Annotated in this window: 15 protein-coding genes; 10 read left to right on the top strand and 5 right to left on the bottom strand. The window is 74.0% G+C overall.

Annotated elements, in window-relative coordinates:
• Positions 1-105: 105 nt before the first annotated feature.
• Together ACFV6D_RS16170 and ACFV6D_RS16165 are read right to left on the bottom strand one after the other, a co-directional pair.
• Positions 106-729 (bottom strand): hypothetical protein, encoded by a 624-nt coding sequence (locus ACFV6D_RS16170; RefSeq protein WP_380560210.1) that lies wholly within the window; start codon positions 727-729, stop codon positions 106-108.
• A 47-nt stretch (positions 730-776) separates the two neighbouring features.
• On the bottom strand, positions 777-1,886 hold the full coding sequence (locus ACFV6D_RS16165; RefSeq protein ID WP_380343106.1) for a hypothetical protein: 1,110 nt from the start codon (positions 1,884-1,886) through the stop codon (positions 777-779).
• A gap of 779 nt (positions 1,887-2,665) precedes the next feature.
• On the opposite strand from ACFV6D_RS16165, the gene ACFV6D_RS16160 reads away from it, so the two are divergent.
• The 5 genes from ACFV6D_RS16160 (at position 2,666) to ACFV6D_RS16140 (ending at position 9,881) form a co-directional block, all read left to right on the top strand.
• Entirely contained in the window at positions 2,666-4,711 is a 2,046-nt protein-coding gene (locus tag ACFV6D_RS16160; protein ID WP_380560208.1) for an alkyl/aryl-sulfatase, read from the top strand.
• A 229-nt stretch (positions 4,712-4,940) separates the two neighbouring features.
• Positions 4,941-5,978, top strand: a complete 1,038-nt coding sequence (locus ACFV6D_RS16155; RefSeq protein ID WP_380560207.1) for a phosphotransferase family protein — start codon at positions 4,941-4,943, stop codon at positions 5,976-5,978.
• Between the two features lie 3 nt (positions 5,979-5,981).
• Positions 5,982-7,193 (top strand): acyl-CoA dehydrogenase family protein, encoded by a 1,212-nt coding sequence (locus ACFV6D_RS16150; protein WP_380560205.1) that lies wholly within the window; start codon positions 5,982-5,984, stop codon positions 7,191-7,193.
• A gap of 166 nt (positions 7,194-7,359) precedes the next feature.
• Positions 7,360-8,628, top strand: a complete 1,269-nt coding sequence (locus tag ACFV6D_RS16145; protein ID WP_380560203.1) for an alpha/beta hydrolase family protein — start codon at positions 7,360-7,362, stop codon at positions 8,626-8,628.
• A gap of 107 nt (positions 8,629-8,735) precedes the next feature.
• Positions 8,736-9,881, top strand: a complete 1,146-nt coding sequence (locus ACFV6D_RS16140) for a YncE family protein (protein ID WP_380560201.1) — start codon at positions 8,736-8,738, stop codon at positions 9,879-9,881.
• Positions 9,882-10,067: 186 nt separating this feature from the next.
• Here ACFV6D_RS16140 and ACFV6D_RS16135 read toward each other — a convergent pair whose 3' ends face one another.
• The 3 genes from ACFV6D_RS16135 to ACFV6D_RS16125 form a co-directional block, all read right to left on the bottom strand.
• On the bottom strand, positions 10,068-11,039 hold the full coding sequence (locus ACFV6D_RS16135; RefSeq protein WP_380425807.1) for an NADPH:quinone oxidoreductase family protein: 972 nt from the start codon (positions 11,037-11,039) through the stop codon (positions 10,068-10,070).
• Positions 11,036-11,794, bottom strand: a complete 759-nt coding sequence (locus ACFV6D_RS16130) for an SDR family NAD(P)-dependent oxidoreductase (protein WP_380560252.1) — start codon at positions 11,792-11,794, stop codon at positions 11,036-11,038. Before ACFV6D_RS16130 ends, ACFV6D_RS16135 begins: the two co-directional genes overlap by 4 nt.
• Positions 11,795-11,874: 80 nt before the next feature.
• Complete coding sequence (locus ACFV6D_RS16125; protein ID WP_063346131.1) at positions 11,875-12,633, bottom strand: SDR family oxidoreductase; 759 nt, start codon at positions 12,631-12,633, stop codon at positions 11,875-11,877.
• Positions 12,634-12,840: 207 nt separating this feature from the next.
• Between ACFV6D_RS16125 and ACFV6D_RS16120 the strand changes: the two genes are divergently transcribed.
• From ACFV6D_RS16120 to ACFV6D_RS16100, 5 genes are all read left to right on the top strand, one after another.
• Positions 12,841-13,470 (top strand): TetR/AcrR family transcriptional regulator, encoded by a 630-nt coding sequence (locus ACFV6D_RS16120; protein WP_380371475.1) that lies wholly within the window; start codon positions 12,841-12,843, stop codon positions 13,468-13,470.
• A 65-nt stretch (positions 13,471-13,535) separates the two neighbouring features.
• The gene (locus ACFV6D_RS16115) at positions 13,536-14,165 is read left to right on the top strand and encodes a maleylpyruvate isomerase N-terminal domain-containing protein (RefSeq protein ID WP_380425805.1); all 630 of its coding nucleotides are present in this window, start codon (positions 13,536-13,538) and stop codon (positions 14,163-14,165) included.
• Positions 14,166-14,399: 234 nt separating this feature from the next.
• Complete coding sequence (locus tag ACFV6D_RS16110) at positions 14,400-14,990, top strand: GNAT family N-acetyltransferase (protein WP_380425803.1); 591 nt, start codon at positions 14,400-14,402, stop codon at positions 14,988-14,990.
• A 199-nt stretch (positions 14,991-15,189) separates the two neighbouring features.
• On the top strand, positions 15,190-16,917 hold the full coding sequence (locus tag ACFV6D_RS16105) for a cellulose synthase catalytic subunit (protein ID WP_363373247.1): 1,728 nt from the start codon (positions 15,190-15,192) through the stop codon (positions 16,915-16,917).
• Positions 16,918-17,119: 202 nt separating this feature from the next.
• The gene (locus tag ACFV6D_RS16100; protein WP_380425801.1) at positions 17,120-19,267 is read left to right on the top strand and encodes an acyltransferase family protein; all 2,148 of its coding nucleotides are present in this window, start codon (positions 17,120-17,122) and stop codon (positions 19,265-19,267) included.
• Positions 19,268-19,370 lie beyond the last annotated feature (103 nt).

Here is a 19,370-nt window from a genome sequence, read left to right as displayed (position 1 = left end):
CCGCCCCCCCGCCGGCCGGGTGTTGCCCCCCCCCCGGGGGGGGGGCGCCGCCCCCCCCCCCGCCGCCCCCCCGCCCGTATCATGACGCGACGCGTCAGGGCCCGCTCACGGCGGAGGCGCCAGCTGAGCGGTGGCGTCCAGGTTGCGGACCGGTTTGCCCTCCTCGTACGAGACCGGGACGGCGCCCGCGAGTTCGGCCACGGCCTTCTTGAGCGCTGACGACGCTGCGCCTTCATGCGACGTGGTGACCGTGATCCCCGACGCGTCCGGCCGCAGGGCCGCCGTATAGACCGGGAACGGCAGCGAATCGGCCTGTGCCGCGTCGCCGATCCTCTTGAGGGCGGGATCGACGGTCGCCCGCGCGTAGGAGGTGTGCCGGATCTCGGCGCGTCCCGTCTCGACGCCGGGATGCGCCTGGGCGGCGGCCGCGACGAGCGCCCGCGCCCGCGGCTCGTCCGTCGCGAACAGCACGACCCGGCCTGCCGCCGGGTCCAGCTTCAGCGCGCCGAAGGTGTCCTTGAACTCGTCGTGCCCCTGCTCTCCGAGCGCCGACGCCAAGTCCTGCAGTGCGGCGAGCGAGAGTGCGTCCACCTGCTGCGACGGCGAGGAGACCACGGCCCCGGGACCGGCGGGGCCGCCACCGGCCGACGTGCTGCTACCGCAGCCACACAGCAACCCGGCCGCCATCAGCACGGCGGCCGACCACGCGGGTAGTCGCGATGGTGTCACTCGGGGAACTCCGTCCTGGTGGCGCTTCTGCCAACGCGGTCGTGGGGTCAGGCTGCGGGGAGGGTGGGGTTGGTCGGGCCCGGGCGGCGGTCGGTGGGGCGGGCCGGGGGGATGACGGGGGCGTGGAAGTCGCGCGGGCCGGTCCACAGGGCGGGGACGGCGTCGCCGCGGCGGGCGAGTTCGTAGGCCAGCGCCTCGTAGTTGACGCGCCAGCCGTGGAAGTGCTGCCAGGCCTCGTCGACCGGGCGCTCGCGGGGGAAACCGGCGGACGTGATCATGGCGACGGCGCCGATGTACTCGGTGTAGGTCAGGCGGATCGGGACGTCCGGGTCCGGGTCCGCGTCGAAGTCGATCCGCACCGACCGGCCGATGTCGCGCAGCGCGGTGAAGCCCGCGCGCAGCACCAGGCGGGCCTCGGGCGGGGCCGAGCGCGGGCAGAGCGCCAGGTGGAGGGCGGCCGCGTCGAGCACCGCGATCAGGCCGACCACCCAGCTGCGGTTCGGCTGCGGGGAGCGGAAGGACAGCAGCACCGGGTAGTTGGAGTGGCTCTCGCCGATGTCGGCGGCGAGCCGCTCCCAGTCCCGGTAGAGCTGGGGGAGGGCGGTCTCGGTGTCGACGAGGGACTGCCGGGCGAGCAGTTCCGGGCCCCAGGCGGGCTCGCCGGCCCGGGACTGGAGCAGGGTCACCTCGGTCTCCCGCCGCTGGTAGGCGGCGTAGAGGGTGGGCAGGTAGGCGATCTGAAGGGCGATCACCAGCGGCCCGCTGGCGGCGGCCATGAAGTCGATCGCCGAGAGTTGCAGGCGCTCGCCGCTGGCGTAGCCGAGGGTGAAGAGGCTGGATCCGGACTCCCGGATGGCCACCGACCAGCTGAGGTCGGACGTGCCGTGCAGCAGCAGGGTGTAGGCGAGCAGCATGCCGCTGAGCCACACCCCGAGCATGCCGAGCAGGATCAGCGGCGCCAGCCAGGTCAGCGCCCGGTCCTGCGCGTAGTAGCTGCGGAACGGCGTCGCGTAGAGCCGGAGCACGGTCCGCAGCACCCGCCAGAGCCGGCTGACCAGCGCCGAGTACAGCCCGCGCGGGACGACCAGCGTGCGCAGGATGCTGCCGACGATGAGCAGGAGCAGCAGGGCGCCGGCCAGGGTGTGGATCATCCTCATGGCGCCATTGTGGCGGTCGGGCGGAGCGGCTGCGGCACGGGGCGGGCGCCCGGTGGTCCGGTGGCCGGGTCCGGTGCCGGCCGGGTCTTTGATCGGGCCATATCCGAGGGGCGCTGTGGCCGGGTCGGCGCAGACGGGCGCGGGACTGTTCTCTGCGCGGTTGTCGAGGCCGGCGCGCGGCTCGCGTTGTTGGAGATGTCCTCGGACTCGGGGGTGAGTGCGGGGGACGTCTTCGGCCATGTCGCGGTCACGTCCGGCGACGGGGTTGCGCCGGTCCGTGATCGTGAAAGTCGTGATCAGACTGCTACGGACTGTCACTCGGTCGTGTGCTGTCGCTACCGGGCGCCGTACCTGATCAGGCCACCGGCGGGATCCGGCCGGATGGGCTGCGTGGACCGTGCTCCGCTCGCGGCCCGTGATCCCACACGCTCGTGTTCGATTCCGTTCGCCGGTGCGTCCGCTCGTCCCGACCTCTTGTGTGGTGTCCGGCCGCGGGGCGGCGGTGACGGATGCCCCGTGCGGCGCTTGCCCGGAGCTCTCCGAAACCCCGGTCTGACGGGTTGTCCGGTTCTGGGAGGCGCAGGTGCCGGCTCTTGGCGATTCCCTGCCGGTGCGGGGGAGGGCTGCGTACTTTCTGAACCCTGCTGGGACGCGCTGGGGGAGTCGTCGCGACCCCTGGCCTTACACCGTCCCGGGATTCCGCAGCCCCCGGCGGGCGATGCGCCGTGCGCCCTCGTCCGTCGGCCGCTGCTCCGCCCCACCACCGAGAGGAAGCGTCCATGCCCGACTCCGCTCTTCCCGCCCCGTACGACGAACCGCAGCCGGCGACCCCGCTGACCGCACAGCTGAACGCCGACGTCGTGCTCCCGTCGCCCGGCCAGGATGCCGAGGCGGACTTCGCGAAGCAGGGCCTGCTGGTGGCCCTGGACCCGAACGACCCCGTTCCCGGCCCCGGCCCCGGCGGCCAGCCCTATGCCTGGAACCTGGCCCCCTACGCGGCGTTCCTGTCCGAGCAGACCCCCGCGCCGGACACGGCCAACCCGAGCCTGTGGCGCAATGCCGTGCTGAACATGAACGCCGGCCTGTACGAGGTGGTGAAGGACGCCGTCTACCAGGTCCGCGGCATGGACTTGTCCAACATCACCTTCATGGAGGACCCGACCCAGCAGAGCAGCGACATAGTCGTCCTGGACCCCCTGATCAGCGAGGAGTGTGCGAAGGCCGCCCTCGACCTCTACCTCGGCGAGCGCGGTGCGCGCACCATCAAGGCCGTCATCTTCAGCCACTCCCACACCGACCACTACGGCGGCGTCCGGGGTCTGTTCGCGGGCGGCACCCCCGATGCCGACGTCAAGATCGTCGCGCCGGACGGCTTCCTGGAGCACGCCGTCAGCGAGAACGTGTACGCGGGCAACGCGATGAGCCGCCGCGCCACCTTCATGTACGGATCACTGCTCCACAAGGGCGCGGACCAGCAGATCGACGCGGGACTCGGCAAGACGATGTCGTCGGGGACCACCGGCCTGCTCGCCCCGACCCACACCGTCGTCGCCAGTGTCACCGACGAGGACACCCAGATCCTCGCGGGCGTCCCCTGCACCCTGGCCGGGATCCAGTTCGAGTTCCAGCTCACGCCCGGCACCGAGGCACCGGCGGAGATGAACTTCTACCTCCCCGACGTCAAGTCGCTGTGCATGGCGGAGAACGCCACGCCCACCCTGCACAACCTCTACAGCCTGCGCGGCGCCCAGGTCCGCGACGCCAAGGAGTGGTCGAACTACCTCACCGAGTCCGCCACTCTCTACGGGGGCGACGCCACCTCCCTGTTCGCCAGCCACTTCTGGCCCCGCTGGAAGAGCGAGGACGGCAACGAGATCGTCGACTTCCTCACCAGCCAGGCCGACCTCTACCGCTTCCTGCACGACCAGACCCTGCGCCTGGCCAACCACGGCCGGACCATGCACGAGATCGCCGAGGACCTCGACCAGCAGCTGCCCCAGAGCCTGGCCGGCCAGTGGTTCAACCGCGGCTACTACGGCACCACCAACCACGACATCAAGGCCGTCTACCAGCGCTACCTCGGCTGGTTCGACGGCAACGCGGCCCACCTGCACGGCCTGCCCCCCGAGGAGGTCGGCAAGCGCTACACGGACACGTTCGGCGCCGACACCATTGTGAAGGCGGCGCAGACCGCCTACGGGAACGCGACGACCGCCGACGACTACCGGTGGGTCGCCGAACTGCTCAGCCACGTGGTCTTCGCGGACCCGGCCAACACCGACGCCCGGAAGCTGGAGGCCGATGCGCTGGAGCAGCTCGGCTACCTCGCTGAAAGCGGCCCCTGGCGCAACTTCTACCTCGCCGGAGCCGCGGAACTGCGCAACCCCGACGCCGGCACCGGCAACACCGGCGCGCTGCCCGCACCCGAGATCATCACGGACGACGTGATCGCCGCCATGCCCCAGGACATGGTCTTCGACTACCTCGGCATCCGCCTCAACGGCCCCGACGCCGCGAACAACCCGCTCACCATCGCCCTCACCATCGCCGGCGGGAACGCCGGAGACCCCGCGCAGTGCACCGTCCAGCTGCGAAACGGCGTCCTCGTCTACACCGCCGACACCAGCACCGGCGCCGATGCCTCGTACACCCTCACCCGTACCGGTCTCAACCAACTCGCCCTCGCCAAGGACGTGCAGAAGGAAGTGGCCGCGCTCGTGGACAGCAAGGACCTGACGGTCGACTCCGGCACCATCGACCCGCTGAACACCCTCGCGGGGCTGCTGGAGAGCTTCGACTTCTGGTTCGCCCTCACCACCCCCTGATCCCCTCACCTCTCATTCGGTACCGGCCGGCTGCCAGCAGTCGGCCGGTACCGGACGTTCCGGGGCGTCGACCTCCCCGCAACGGGGCCTCACCCGCGAGCCCCCGGACCGCTTGGTCCGGGGGCTCGTTGTGTGCGGGGCGGCATTGACAGCGGGCGGCGTCCGGCTGAATGCTAAGCAAGCGCTTAGTCAACGAGGCCACACCCCGAGGACCCCGAGGAGCCGCCCGATGCCCGAGACCCCCGCCGAGCCGCCCGGGCTGGACCTGGCCCGCCTCCGCGCCCACCTGGACCGGGAGCTGCCCGGCCTCGTCCAGGGCCCGCTGCGGGCCGACCTCGTCGAGGGGGGCCGCTCCAACCTCACGTACGTCCTCACCGACGGCACCCACGGCACCGGCCGCTGGGTGCTGCGCCGCCCGCCGCTCGGGCACGTCCTGGCCACCGCGCACGACATGGGCCGCGAGTACCGCGTCATGACCGCCCTGCGCGACACCGACGTGCCCGTCCCGCGCACCCTGCTGCTCGATCCCGGCACGGACGTGCTCGGCGCCCCCTGGTACCTGATGGAGTTCGTCCCCGGCGTCGCGCACCGGGCCCTCGCCCCGATCGCCGCCCTCGGCGAGCAGCGCGTCCACGCGCTCGGGCGGCGGCTGGTCGACACCCTCGCCGCCCTGCACCGGATCGACCCGGCCGACGTCGGTCTCGCGGACTTCGGCCGCCCCGACGGCTACCTGGAGCGCCAACTGCGCCGCTGGTCCACCCAGTTGGCGAACTCCCGCACCCGCGAACTGCCCGAGGTGGAGCGGCTGCACGCCCTGCTCGCCGAGCGGCGGCCGATCTCCCCGGCGCCCGCCCTGGTGCACGGCGACTACCGGCTGGACAATGTCCTGGTCGGCGACGGCGACGCGATCACCGCCGTGCTGGACTGGGAGATGTCCACCCTCGGCGACCCGCTCACCGATGTCGGCCTGCTGGTGATGTACACCGAGGTCGCCGGCGTCGGCGGCGGCATCATCCCCTCCGCCGCGACCGCCCCCGGCTTCCCGAAGCCGGACGAACTCGTCGCGTACTACGCCGAGTTGACCGGCCGACAGGCCGCCGACCTGGACTGGTACGTCGCCTTCGCCTCCTTCAAACTCGCCGTCGTCGCCGAGGGCATCCACTACCGCTACCAGCAGGGCGGCACGCTCGGCGCGGGCTTCGAGCGGGCCGGCGAGATGGCCCCGATCCTCGCCCGGTACGGCCTGAGCACCCTCAAGGAGCACTGACCGATGGACTTCGCCTACGACGCCCGCACCAACGAACTCCGCGAGCAGCTGCTGGCCTTCATGGACCAGCACGTGCACCCGGCGGAGGCGGCCCTCGCGCAGCAGCTGGCCGACCCGGCCCGCGAGGCCTGGAGCATCCCGCCCGTGGTCGCCGAACTCCAGGCCGAGGCGCGCAAACAGGGCCTGTGGAATCTCTTCCTCCCCGGGGAGCGCGGCGCCGGCCTGACCAACCTCCAGTACGCCCCGCTCGCCGAAATCACCGGCCGCAGCCCGCACTTGGCCCCGCCCGCGCTCAACTGCGCGGCCCCCGACACCGGCAACATGGAACTGCTCGCCCAGTTCGGCACCGCCGAGCAGCGCGAGCGCTGGCTGCGCCCGCTGCTGGACGCCGAGATCCGCTCCGCCTTCGCGATGACCGAGCCCGAGGTCGCCTCCTCGGACGCCACCAACATCGCCACCCGGATCGAGCGCGACGGCGACGAGTACGTCGTCAACGGCCGCAAGTGGTACATCACCGGGGCGATGAACCCGCAGTGCCGGATCCTCATCGTGATGGGCAAGACCGACCCGGCCGCCGAACCGCACCGCCAGCAGAGCATGGTGCTCGTCCCGCGCGACACCCCCGGCGTCACCGTCAGGCGCGGCATGACGGTCTTCGGCTACGACGACGCGGACCACGGCGGCCACGCCGAGGTGCTGTTCGAGGACGTCCGCGTCCCGATCGGGAACCTGATCGGAGAGGAGGGCGCGGGCTTCGCCATCGCGCAGGCCCGGCTCGGCCCCGGCCGGATCCACCACTGCATGCGCGCGATCGGCATCGCCGAGCGCGCCCTGGAGCTGATGTGCCGCCGGGTGAACGGGCGGGTCGCCTTCGGCCGGCCGCTCGCCGAGCAGGGCGTGGTGCAGGACTGGATCGCCGAATCCCGGGTCAGGATCGAGCAGTTGCGGCTGCTGGTGCTCAAGACCGCCTGGCTGATGGACACCGTCGGCAACCGGGGCGCGCACACCGAGATCCAGGCGATCAAGATCGCCACCCCGCGCACCGTCGAATGGATCCTCGACAAGGCCGTCCAGGCGCACGGCGCCGCGGGTGTCAGCCAGGACACCCCGCTCGCGCAGCTCTGGGCCGGCAACCGCACCCTGCGGCTGGCCGACGGACCGGACGAGGTGCACAAGCGCTCGCTGGCCCGGCGCGAGCTGCGGCGGCACCCGTAGGGGTGTCATACCGGAGTACTCAGGGGCAGGTTGGCTCCTGGGTATGACGGCTGCGGTCCGCCTTCGCCCGTACTGTCCTGATCAGCAGGCCAGCAGATCGGCAGGCCAGCAGATCAGCAGGTCAACGGGGACGAGGAGAGACATCATGGGCGGGCGGGGACGGGCCGTGGCGGCGGTACTTCTGGCGGCGACGGCGGTGCTCGGAGTGGCCGGCGCCCCCGGGGCGGTGGCGGCAGCACCGGCGCCCGGGGCGGACGGCGGTGGCGAGCGGCAGGCCCGGGCCTGGCTGCCGGAGCCCACCGGGCCGTACCCGATCGGCACCACCACGCTGCACCTGACCGACACCGGGCGGGAGGACCCCTGGAAGCCCGGGCAGCGCCGCGAGCTGATGATCAGCCTCTGGTACCCGACCGCCCGCCCGGCCACCGGCGCCGACCGCGCCCGCTACATGGACCCCGCGGCCGGCGAACACTTCGGCACCGAGGGCAGCATCGGCCAGGCGAACCACGGCGCCACGCCCGGCCGCACCGACTGGGCGGGCATCCGCACCCACGCCCGATCGGACGCCCCCGCCCTGCCCGGCGGCCCGCGCCCGGTGGTGCTGTACTCGGCAGGCCTCGGCGACCCGCGCACCTGGGGCACCGGCCTGGTCGAGGACCTGGCCTCGCGCGGCTACGTCGTGGTGACGCTGGACCACACCTACGAGGCCTCCGAAGTCGCCTTCCCCGACGGGAATCTGGCCACCTCCGTGTTCCCCGCGCTGGTCGGACAGCCCGGCCTGGACATCGGCGCGGTGCTGCGCAAGTCGATGCAGACCAGGGTGGACGACACCCGCTTCGTACTGGACGAACTCGGCGGCCTGCGCCTGGACCCACGGCTGCCGGTCGGCCTCGCCGCCTCGCTGGACCTCGACCGGATCGGCATGGTCGGCCACTCGGCGGGCGGCTTCACCGCCCTCCAGACCATGCACGACGACCCGCGCATCGCGGCCGGAGTCAACCTGGACGGCCAACTGCACTTCCCCGGGCCGGACGGCCACACCGGGGTGGACCTGCCCAGCGTCGCCCAGGACGGCCTGGACCGCCCGTTCCTGCTGATGGGCACCCGCAACGAGGACTCCGGGGACTACCACCGGCAGCCCGGCTGGGACGCCCTCTGGCAGCACAGCACCGGCTGGCACGCCGACGTCACGCTGAACGGCTCCCGGCACGGCTCCTACACCGACGCGCAGTCCCTGCTGCCCCAGCTCGCCCGGCAGGGCGCGATCACCCCGGAGCGGCTGAGCGCCGACGTCGGCGACATCCGCCCCGACCGGGCGGTGCTCGCCACCCGCTCCTACGTCGCGTCCTTCCTCGACCGCTGGCTGCGCGGACACGACGACCACCTGCTGGACGGGCCCTCGGCGCGCTTCCCGGAGATGGTGTACGAGCGTTAGGCGTACTGACCGCCGGGGAGCGAAGACGAACAGTCGGGAAACTCGCACCCTCCCTCAAGCTCCCGCAATAACCTGTCCGGCATCAGTCCGAGTTGGAGAGGAACGCCATGAACTCACTTGCTGTATACGGACGTTGTGGAGCATCGCTGGCCGCCTGCGTGCTGCTCCTGGCCTCTGGCGGGACCGCCGTCGCCGCCGACAGGGCGCCGGCAGTGGCGGGGGCAGTGGCAGTGGCGGGGGTGGTCACCGTCCCGGTCGGGACCCTGGTCTCCGGGATGGCGGTCAGCCCGGCCGGGGACAAGGTCTACGTCACGGCCGACGGCGCGCTCAAGACCGTCGACACCGGGACGGACACCGTCACCGCGCAGATCCCGCTGGCCAACGCCGAGAGCGACTACCACCAGACCGTGATCAGCCCTGACGGCAGGCGCGTGTACGTCGTGAGCGGTCTCGTCATGAACGTGGTCGACACCACGACCGGCACCCTCCTCGCCGCCGCACCGCTGCCGCCGCAGAACAAGCCCGCCGCCTGGCCCACCGGCCGTACGCACGACATCGCGCTCAGCGCCGACGGCGCGACGGTCTACGTCACCCAGGCCGGCGCGACGGGCTACAACGTGCCGCCGATCCCCCCGCCCGGGGTGCCCGCCGAGACTCCCGGACGGGTGCTGACCTTCTCGACCGCGCAGAACGCGTTCACCGGCGAGGTCGCGCTGCCCGGCAGTTACGCGCAGTCGATCGCCCTGCGGCCCGGCGGTCGCGACGCCTACGTCGCCGCCGGGTCCGGGCTGGTGCACCTCGACACCTCGGGCGCCCCCGGGGCCGCGCCGACCGTGGTCGGCTCGGTGTCGAACCTCCGGCAGGCGATCCGTCAGGCGGCGTTCACCCCCGACGGCACCCACCTGTTCGCCGTCGCCGACAGCGCCGCCAACCAGGTCTTCCCCGTCGACCCCGCCACCGACGCCGCGCAGGCACCCGTCACGCTCGCGCCGGTCGCCTCCGCCGGACTCACCGGTGTCTCCGTCAGCCCGAACGGGACCCGTCTGCGCACCGTTCGGTATGACCGCGATCCGCGGGCGGTCGCGCTGGTGGCCTTCGACACCGCCACCTACGCTCCGGTGCCGACCGAGACGGTCCCCTTCACCCTGGACAGCGTCAGCGACACGGCGGTGAGCGCCGACAGCAGCACCGTCTACGCGTTCGGCTGGCGCAACGCCACCCGCGACACCGCCCTCCAGATCGTCACCCGCTGACCGGAGTCCCCCGCTGACCGGCGGGGGAGCGCCGCCCTCCTGACGAGTACGGACGGAGGGCGGGAACGCGCAGGGCCCTACGGCGGCCTGCGCGTTCCGCGCAGTGCCGGGGCCCTGCCGGCCTTGGCTCCGCCCGGCCCAGGAACACGAGTCCGCCCGCCGCAGCACCTGAACCGCCGCCGGTCGTCAGTCCCCCAGGACGGCGATCCGGCCGGTGCTGCGCCCGGCGGCGACGAGCTCGACGGCGTCGGCGGCCCCGGCGAGCGGCACCCGGGCGCTCACCAGCGGGCGGACCGCGCCCCGGTCGGCGAGCCGGGTCAGCTCGTCATGGGCGGCGCGGACGGCCTGCGGATCGTGGGTGTTGTAGAGGCCCCAGTGCAGGCCGAGGATGGCGTAGTTCTTCACCAGCGCGTGGTTGAGCGCCGGCGCAGGGATCCGGCCGGCGGCGAAGCCGACCACCACGATCCGGCCCTCGAAGGCGACGCACTTGGTGGAGCCGGTGTAGGCGTCCCCGCCGACCGGGTCGAAGACCACGTCCGCGCCGCGCCCGCCGGTGAACTCCTTGACGGCGGCGACGAAGTCCCCGGCCGTCCGGTCCACCACCAGGTCGGCGCCGAGCGCCCGGGCCGCCTGCGCCTTGGCGGGGCCGCCGACCACGGCGACCACCCGGGCCCCGGCGGCCCGGCCCAGCTGGACCGCCGCGCTGCCCACGCCGCCCGCCGCCGCGTGCACCAGCAGCGTCTCGCCGGCCGCCAGCCGGGCCCGGCGGTGCAGGGCGAACCACGCGGTCTGGTAGCCGATGTGCAGCGCGGCCGCCTCGGCGTCGTCCAGCGCCCCGGGCGCGGGGAAGGCGGCCGCCGCGTCCAGCAGGGCGTACTCGGCGAAGGCGCCGTGCGGCAGCACCGGGTTGCCGATCAGCCGCTCGCCCCGCCGCGCGCCGTCCGCCACCTCGCCGCACAGCTCCACGCCGGGCGTGAACGGCAGCGGCGGGCGGACCTGGTACTGGCCGCGCACCATCAGCGCGTCCGGGAAGTTGACCGCGGCGGCCCGCACCCGGACCAGCAGCTGCCCCGGCCCGGCCACCGGCCGCGCCACGTCGTCGGCCAGCCGCATCACCTCGCCCGGCTCGCCGAACTGCTCCACCTGCCAGGCCCTCACAGCGCCTCGCTCCTCTCCAGCCCCTGCTGGAGCCGGTTCATCCCGTTGATCCAGCGGTCCGGTTCGGTGGCCCGGACCCGGTAGTACTCGGCGGTCTCGGGGTGCGGCAGGATCAGGAAGCGGCCCTCGCGCAGCCCGGCCAGCGCCGCCTCGGCGACGTCCTCCGGGTCCAGCGCGGTGGGTGCGAGCAGCGCCTCGCCGACCGCTCCGGTCGAGGCGAGCATGTCGGTGCGCACGCCCTGCGGGCAGAGCGCGTGCACCCGGACGCCGCGGTGGCGGTACGTCGCGGAGAGCCACTCGGCGAAGGCGAGCGCGCCGTGCTTGGTGACCGCGTACGGGGCCGATCCCAACATGGTGAGCAGCCCGGCGGCGGAGACCGTGGCGAGGAAGCGGCCCCCGCCGCGCTCCAGCCAACGGGGGAGCAGCAGTTCGGCGGCCCGGACGTGGGCGAGGACGTTGACCTCCCAGGCGCTCGCCCAGGCCGCGGCGGGCGCGTCGGTCCCGCCGACCGGGGCGACGCCCGCGTTGGCGCACCACACGTCGATCTCGCCGAGCGCGGCCCGGGCCTGCCCGACCAGGGCGGCCAGCCCCTCGGGGGAGGCGGCGTCCCCGGGGGCGGCGGTGCCGCCGCAGTCCCTGGCGACGGCGCGGGCGGCCTCGGCGTCCAGGTCGTTGACCACCACCCGGGCGCCGGCCGCGGCGAAGGCCCGGGCCAGGGCGGCGCCGATACCGCGCCCGCCGCCGGTCACCACCACGCCCTGGCCGGCGAAGTCCGTCGCCGGTGCGTCCGTCGCCGCTGCGTCCGCGTCCGCTGCGTCCGCGTCCGCCGTGCCGCTCACAGGCCGCCGCCGAGGGTGACGCCGCCGTCCACGACCAGGGTCTGGCCGGTGATCCAGGCGGCGTCCGCGGAGAGCAGGAAGGCGACCGCGCCCGCGACGTCCTCGGGCACGCCGAGCCGGCCGAGCGGGTAGGCGGCGGCGACCTGCTCCTCCCGGCCCTCGTACAGGGCCTCGGCGAACCTGGTCTTGACCACGGCGGGGGCGACGGCGTTGACCCGGATGCCCTGGCCGCCCAGTTCGGCGGCGAGTTCGGTGGTGAGCCGGATCAGCGCGGCCTTGCTGACCCCGTACATGCCGATCCCGAGCGAGGAGCGGATGCCCGCGACGGAGGCCACGTTGACCACCGAGCCGCCGTGCTCGCCCATCCAGGCGGCGTGCGCGCGGCGGGTCCAGGCCAGCGGGGCCAGCACGTTGACGGCGAGGATCTTGGCGGCGGCGGCCTCGTCGGCGTCGAGGACCGGGCCGTAGAGGGGGTTGATGCCGGTGTTGTTGACCAGGTGGTCGAGCCGGCCGAAGGCCTCCAGGGTGCGGGCGACGGCCTCCTCCTGGTGGACCGGGTCGTCGGTCCTGCCGGCGACGGCGATGGCGTTCTCCGGCCCGCCCAGGTCGTGGACGGCCTCGGCGAGCGGCTCGGGGTTGCGGGCGGTCAGGCAGACCTTGGCGCCGCGGGCGACCAGCTCGCGTGCGATGCCGAGGCCGATGCCCCGGCTCGATCCGGTGACGACGGCCACCCGGCCCTTGAAGGAGTACGCCACGGAGGGTCCTGCCTTTCGCGCGGAACGTTCGACGGGGGTGCCGGGTGGGCGCAGGCGCCGGTTCGGCGGGGATGCCCGGTCGGCGGGTGTGCCGGTCCACCGGCTGACTAAGCGCTTGCTCAGCATGATGTCGGTGCGGGAGCCTGTCAACAGTCCGTCGACCGGGCGGCGGGAATGTGTGTACGAGTTCTCTGGGAGGATGGCGCCATGACCAGCACGCCCATCGCCGACCTCTGGCGCACCCTGCCCGGCGGCGCCGACTCCCGCCCCGAGGCGGCGTACCGGCTGCTCCAGGCGGCCGTCGAATCCTTCGCGGAGCGCGGTTTCCACGCCACCACCACCCGGGACATCGCCACCGCCGCCGGGATGAGCCCGGCGGCGCTGTACATCCACTACCAGTCCAAGGCCGCGCTGCTGGCCGAGATCAGCCAGGCCGGGCACGCGGCCACGCTGGAACTGGTCCGGGCGGCGGCGGCCGGTGAGGGCGGCCCGGTGGACCGGATGCGCCGGCTGGTCGAGGAGTTCACCACCTGGCACGCCCGGGCCCGCACGGTCGGCCGGGTGGTCAACTACGAGCTGCACGCGCTGCCCGAGGACGCCTACGCGGTGGTCGCGGCGCTGCGGCTGGACATCGAGCGCGAGGTCAGCGCGCTGATCGAGGCGGGCGTGGCGGCCGGCGCCTTCCAGGTGTCCGAAGTCCGGACGGCGGCCCGCGCGGTCACCTCGCTGGGCATCGACGTCTCCCGCTGGTTCACCGACCGCTCCACCGAGACGCCTGATGAACTCGGCCGCCGCTACGGCGAGTTGGTGCTGCGGATGCTCGGCGCCCGGGTCTGATCCGCCGGTCCGCCCGGCGACCGGTAAGGTGACAACTCAGTTGCCATGTGCTCCGAGGAGGACCGATGACGCGTCAGACCGGTGAGGTGCCCGCCCTGTTGGCCGAAGCCTGGGTCTCCTGGGCGGAACGCGGCGCGGCCCTGGACGATGCGTCGTGGGGGCTCGCCACCCGGCTGCCCGGCTGGACCGTCCGGGATCTGTACGCCCACGTGGCGCCGGTGCCGGAGATGTTCGCCGGGCTGCGCGGGGCCCTGGTGGACGGCCCGGCCGAGGTGACCACCGGGGTCGGCATCCTGCAGGCCTACAACCGGCCGGGCGGGATCGCGCACACCGCCGCCGGGCAGGTCGCCGAGGCGGCGAAGCAGACCGCCGCGGCTGCCGAACCGGCCGTGCTGGTCGCCCGCTTCGGGGCCGAGGGCCCGGCGGCCCTGGCCGGCATCGCCGACCTGCCGCCCACCGCCGCGGTGGCCCACCCGCTGCTCGGCTCGGTGACGGTCGGCGCGCTCGGCGAGGTGGCGCTGATGGAGGCGACCGTCCACCTGCTCGACCTGATCGCGACGATCGGCGGCCCGTTGCCGTCCGACGGCGCCCTGCACTTCACCCGCACCCTGCTCGCCGAGGTCGCCGACCCGGCGGCCTTCATCGAGGCGGCAGCCGGTCGCGGCACCACGCCGGTCCTGCCCGTCATCCGCTGACACCGGGGCGCGGCGCGTAGGCCGCGACGGCGGAGCCGGGCTCGGGGTGGACGGCGGCCGGGCCCGCGCTCCCGCCGGGCGGGCCCGCGGGGGCCGTCGCCGCAGGTCCTGCGGCTCGGGGCCGGTTCGCGGGCTGTGGCACGATGCCCGCAGGCCGGTCACCAGGGACGGCCCGCGCCACGCCGCAGGCACGAGCGGCGGGCGGTTCCACCGCACGCAGAATGAGGACCCGCCATGTCCGAGACCATCCCCAGCCACGCCCGGCCCACCGGGCAGCCCGCCTTCCGCCCCGCCACGCTCGCCGACGTACCGGCGCTGGTCGAACTGGTCGAGTCCGCCTACCGCGGCGACGCCAGCCGGGCCGGCTGGACCACCGAGGCGGACCTGCTGGAGGGCCAGCGCACCGACGCCGAGGGCGTCGCCGCGGTCATCGGCCGCTCCGACGGGGTGCTGCTGGTCGCCGAGCGGGACGGCCAGCTGGTCGCCTGCTGCCAGCTGGAGCACCGCGGGGACCGTGCGTACTTCGGCATGTTCTCGGTGCGCCCCGGGCTCCAGGGCGGCGGCCTCGGCCGGGCCGTGCTCACCGAGGCCGAGCGGCTGGCCGGCGAGGAGTGGGGTGTGGGCGAGCTGGAGATGACCGTGATCGAGCAGCGCGCCGACCTGATCGCGTGGTACGAGCGGCGCGGCTTCCGCCGGACCGGGGTCTTCACGCCGTTCCCGTACGGCGACGAGCGTTTCGGCGTCCCGCTGCGCCCTGACCTGCGGTTCGAGAAGCTGACGAAGGTGCTGACGAAGGCGCTGAAGGAGTCGCTGGGGGAGGCCTGACCGCAGGGGCGCGGGCCGGCGCTGCTCGGGGTCGAATCCATGATCGCTTGACGGTTCGTCGGTACGTGATGACATGTCAAGTCATTGACCAGGGGCGATGCGGAGATGTCATACCTCGTTCATGATTGGTCTAGGCCAATGTGAGAGGCTGAGGGCGAACGGCCACGTTCCGTCCCATGCCCAGGGGGGCCACTTCCGCATGCCCGTACTCCATGGCACCGCCATGCCCGCGCCCGTCCCCGGCCCGCGCCGGATCCCCGCGGACCCCGACCTCCGCCTGCCCAGCCCGCCCGACGACGAGGAGCTCTACTGGTACTTCGGCCCGCAGCGCCGCTGGGTGCTGCTCTGCGCCACCCTCTCCTACGCGGGAGCCACCGCCACCCTCGGCCTGTTCGCCCTCAGTCGGCCGTTGCTCTGGCCCTTCCTGGTGCTCACCGTGCTCAACGCGGCCACCTGGCTGCTCTCGCTCACCGACGGCCAGCGCGCCCGCCGCTACACCCGCGACTCGCACGATCTGCTGATGCGCGCCTGGCAGCCCGCCCGCCACCCGAGCGTCGACCTGCTGCTGCCGACCGCCGGCGAGCCGCTGGCCGTCCTGGAGAACGCCTACCGCCACACCGTCGCCGTCCAGTGGGCCGGCGCGCTGACCGTCATCGTCCTCGACGACGCCGCCCGCCCCGAGGTGCGCGAACTCGCCGAGTCCTACGGCTTCCAGTACCGGGCCCGCCCCGACCGCGGCCGGTTCAAGAAGGCCGGCAACCTCAACCACGGCCTGGCCGAGGGCAACGGCGAGATCGTCGCCGTCCTGGACGCCGACTTCTGCCCCCGCCCCGACTTCCTGCACCACCTGGTGCCCTACCTCGACAACCCCGAGGTCGGCATCGTGCAGAGCCCGCAGTGCTTCGACACGGACGCCGACATGTCCTGGCTCGAACGCGCCGCGGGAGCCACCCAGGAGATCTTCTACCGCTGGATCCAGCCCTCCCGGGACGCGCAGGACGGCACCGTCTGCTGCGGCACCAACGCCCTCTACCGCCGCGCCGCACTCATGCGCGTCGGAGGCTTCGCCGAGATCGACCACAGCGAGGACCTCTACACCGGCCTCTCGCTCGCCCGCGCCGGGTGGACCACCCGGTACGTGCCCGCCCTGGTCGCCAAGGGCATGTCGCCCACCGGCCTGCCCGCCTTCATCAGCCAGCAGTACCGCTGGTGCCTCGGCTCCCTGGCGCTCGTCCGCGACCCGGACTTCCGCCGCGGACCGCTCCCTCGCTCCGCCCGGCTCTGCTTCTGGAACGGCATCCTCGGCTACGTCACCAGCGCGGTGAACGTCTTCGCGGTCCCGCTGCCCGCCCTGATCATGCTGTTCTTCGCCCCCGGTGAGATTCAGCCGTGGCAGGTGCTGCCGTTCCTGCCGCCGATCTGGGTCTCGCTTGTCCTGCTGCCCGCGATGTCCCGCACCCGCTGGCGCTTCGAGGTCACCCGGGTCCAACTCCTCGGCGGGCTCTGCCACGTGGTCGCCATCGCGCACGCGCTGCGCCGCCGCAGTGCCGACTGGGTGCCCACCGGCGCCGTGTCGGGCGGCAGTTCACTGGCCAAGGCGGTCGCCCGGATCGGCGTCGGCTGGCTGGGGTTCGTCGTCCTCGCGGGCATCGCCGGACTCGTGCGCGCGGCCATGCTGTACGGCTGGCAGCCCTTCTGGGCGCTCACCGCGCTGCTCGCGCTCACCGCGTACACCATGATCCCGCTGATCCGGTCCCTGTGGCCGCTCCTGCGCGGTGGCAACGGGGCCGCCGTCGGAGAGGTCGCCCCGCCCGTGCGGCGCCGGTCCGACCTGGGCTTCGGCCACGCGGAGGCCGTCGCCGTCACCGCCGTGCTGCTGCTCTGCGGACTGCTGGCCTCCGGCTGGGCCGACCCGCTGATCTTCTGACGCTCCGTCAACTTCGCTCCGTCAACTTCATGAGCTCCACCAATTCCTGACGTCAAAGTCGATGTCTGACGACCCATCAACTTCGTTCGGATCCACCGCGTTTCCCAGCGCGTCGCCCCACCGGCGCGGATGCGCCGCCCGGCCGCCCCATCGGCCCGGCGGTCCCGACCACCCGCTGCCTGCCCCTGCGAGGAGCACCGCCGTGTCAACGGCCGTACCACCACCGTCGTCGTCCACGTCCTCCCCTGCCGCCACCGCCTCGGCCGAACTGCTGCCCGGCGTCGTCCGAATGGACCGGCAGGCCGCGCCCGAGCGGCGCCCCTCCGCAGAAGCCGTCGCACCGCCGCAGGCCCAGCGGCGCACCGGCTTCCGCCCCGACATCGAGGGCCTGCGCGGCGTCGCCGTCCTCTCCGTCCTCGCCTACCACGCCGCCGTTCCCGGCTTCGCGGGCGGCTACGTCGGCGTCGACGTCTTCTTCGTCATCTCCGGCTTCCTCATCACCGGACTGCTGCTCGGCCGCCCGATCGGCCTGTGGGACTTCGCCGCCCGCCGCGCCCGCCGCATCCTGCCCGCCGCCGCCACCGTCCTGGTCGCCACCGCCGTCGCCGGCGGCGCGCTGCTCGACCCGCTGCGCGGCACCGACCTCGCCCGCGACCTGATCGCCTCCGCCGGACAGGTCGTCAACTGGCGCTTCGTCGGCCAGCAGACCGACTACCTGGCCGCCGAACACGCCCCGAGCCCGCTCCAGCACTTCTGGTCGCTCGGCGTGGAGAACCAGTTCTACCTGCTGTGGGGCGTTCTGCTGCTCGGCCTCGCCCGCTTCCTGCACGGCCGCCGCCGCACCGTCGCGATCACCCTGGCCACCACGGCCATCGGCGCGGTCTCGCTGCTGCTGTGCGTCCGGTGGACGGCGACCTCGGCGCCGCTCGCCTACTTCTCCACCGGCAGCCGGCTCTGGGAGTTCGCGGCCGGCGCGTGCGCTGCGCTGCTCGGCGGCGCCCTGGCCGGCCGTGTGCAGCGGCGCGGGACGGCCTGGTCGCTGCGACTGCTCGGCTGGGCCGGCGCCGCCGCCGTCCTCGCGTCGATCCTGCTCTACGACCGGAACACCCCCTTCCCCGGCACCGCCGCGCTGGTGCCCGTCCTCGGCGCCGCCGCCGTCCTGCTCGCCGGCCCCGCCCACCGCGCGCTCGGCGCCACCGACGCCGGACGCCTCCTCGACAACCGGCCGCTGCGCGCCGCCGGTCGCCTGTCGTACGCCTGGTACCTCTGGCACTGGCCGGTGCTGACCATCGCCCAGGCCCGCTACGGCGCCCTGCCCTGGACCACCCTGGCCGCCCTCGCCGCAGCCAGCGCGCTGCCCGCCTGGCTCACCATGCGGCTCGTCGAGCAGCCGCTGCGGTACGGCAGCAGCCCGGCGCCGCGCCGGGGCCTCGCGGTCGGCGCCAGCGCGCTCGTCATCCCGCTGATCGCCGCACTCACCCTCGGCGGCGGCACGGTCCGCGCCCTCGGCGGCACCGCCGACACCCCCGCCGCAGCCCCGGCCGGGGCCCCGACCGGCCCCACCCTGCTCGCCCCCGGTGCGCGGGTGCTCGGCCTGACCCCCTCGCTGGCCCGCGCCCGGGAGGACTTCCCGCCCGGCAAGGGCTGCGAGATCCCGCTGAACGCCGACAGCAGCCCGCGCTGCCTGTTCGGCGCCGAGGACAGCCCCGACCGGATCGTGCTGCTCGGCGACTCGCACGCCGGCCAGTGGATATCGTCCGCACTCGCGATGGCCGAGCAGCGGCACTGGGCCCTGGAGGTCCTGGTCAAGCCCGGCTGCCCGCTCGCCACCCTCACCGTGCGCAACAACGTCCTCGGCCGCACCTTCGAGGAGTGCGACCGCTGGCGCGAGAACACCCTCACCCGGCTCACCTCCGGGCCCAGGCCGCGCCTCGTCCTGATGGCCGGCCTCAACAGGTACGGCAGCCAGGAGGAACGCACCCAGGGCTGGACCCGCACCCTGGACCGCCTCGCCGCCGTCGGCGCCCCGCTCGCCTACCTCGGCGACACCCCGATGCCCGGCAAGGACATCCCGACCTGCCTCGCCGCCTCCGACGGCCGCTCGGACGCCTGCTTCTTCCCGCGCGACACCGCCTTCGAACCGGATCCGATGCTCGACGGCGGCCTCGCCGCCCGCTACGGCGTCCGCACCCTCGACCTGGGCCCGCTGCTGTGCCCCGGCAGCGGACCGGACTGCCCGGCGGTGCTGGAGGGCGTGGTGCTGTACCGCGACACCGGCCACATCACCGACACCCTGGCCCGCGTCCTGGCGCCGCGCCTGGACAAGGGAATCCTGGAGGCGGCCGGGTAGCGCGGCTCCGCCACCTGGGGCGGGCCCCCCCGGGCCGGGGGGGGGGGGGGGGGGGGGGGGGCGGGCGCGGGGGGGGGGGGGGGGGGGGGGGGGGTTAGCGGGG

This window comes from Kitasatospora sp. NPDC059812 (assembly GCF_042732075.1).
Classification (GTDB): Bacteria; Actinomycetota; Actinomycetes; order Streptomycetales; family Streptomycetaceae; genus Kitasatospora.
This window is presented reverse-complemented; position numbering and strand designations above follow the sequence as displayed.

Excerpts from the sequence above, each read along its gene's own strand:
- ACFV6D_RS16165 (WP_380343106.1), bottom strand. The coding sequence starts at position 1,886 with ATGAGGATGATCCACACCCTGGCCGGCGCCCTGCTGCTCCTGCTCATC.
- ACFV6D_RS16160 (WP_380560208.1), top strand. The coding sequence starts at position 2,666 with ATGCCCGACTCCGCTCTTCCCGCCCCGTACGACGAACCGCAGCCGGCG.
- ACFV6D_RS16155 (WP_380560207.1), top strand. The coding sequence starts at position 4,941 with ATGCCCGAGACCCCCGCCGAGCCGCCCGGGCTGGACCTGGCCCGCCTC.
- ACFV6D_RS16150 (WP_380560205.1), top strand. The coding sequence starts at position 5,982 with ATGGACTTCGCCTACGACGCCCGCACCAACGAACTCCGCGAGCAGCTG.
- ACFV6D_RS16140 (WP_380560201.1), top strand. The coding sequence starts at position 8,736 with ATGAACTCACTTGCTGTATACGGACGTTGTGGAGCATCGCTGGCCGCC.
- ACFV6D_RS16120 (WP_380371475.1), top strand. The coding sequence starts at position 12,841 with ATGACCAGCACGCCCATCGCCGACCTCTGGCGCACCCTGCCCGGCGGC.
- ACFV6D_RS16115 (WP_380425805.1), top strand. The coding sequence starts at position 13,536 with ATGACGCGTCAGACCGGTGAGGTGCCCGCCCTGTTGGCCGAAGCCTGG.
- ACFV6D_RS16110 (WP_380425803.1), top strand. The coding sequence starts at position 14,400 with ATGTCCGAGACCATCCCCAGCCACGCCCGGCCCACCGGGCAGCCCGCC.
- ACFV6D_RS16105 (WP_363373247.1), top strand. The coding sequence starts at position 15,190 with ATGCCCGTACTCCATGGCACCGCCATGCCCGCGCCCGTCCCCGGCCCG.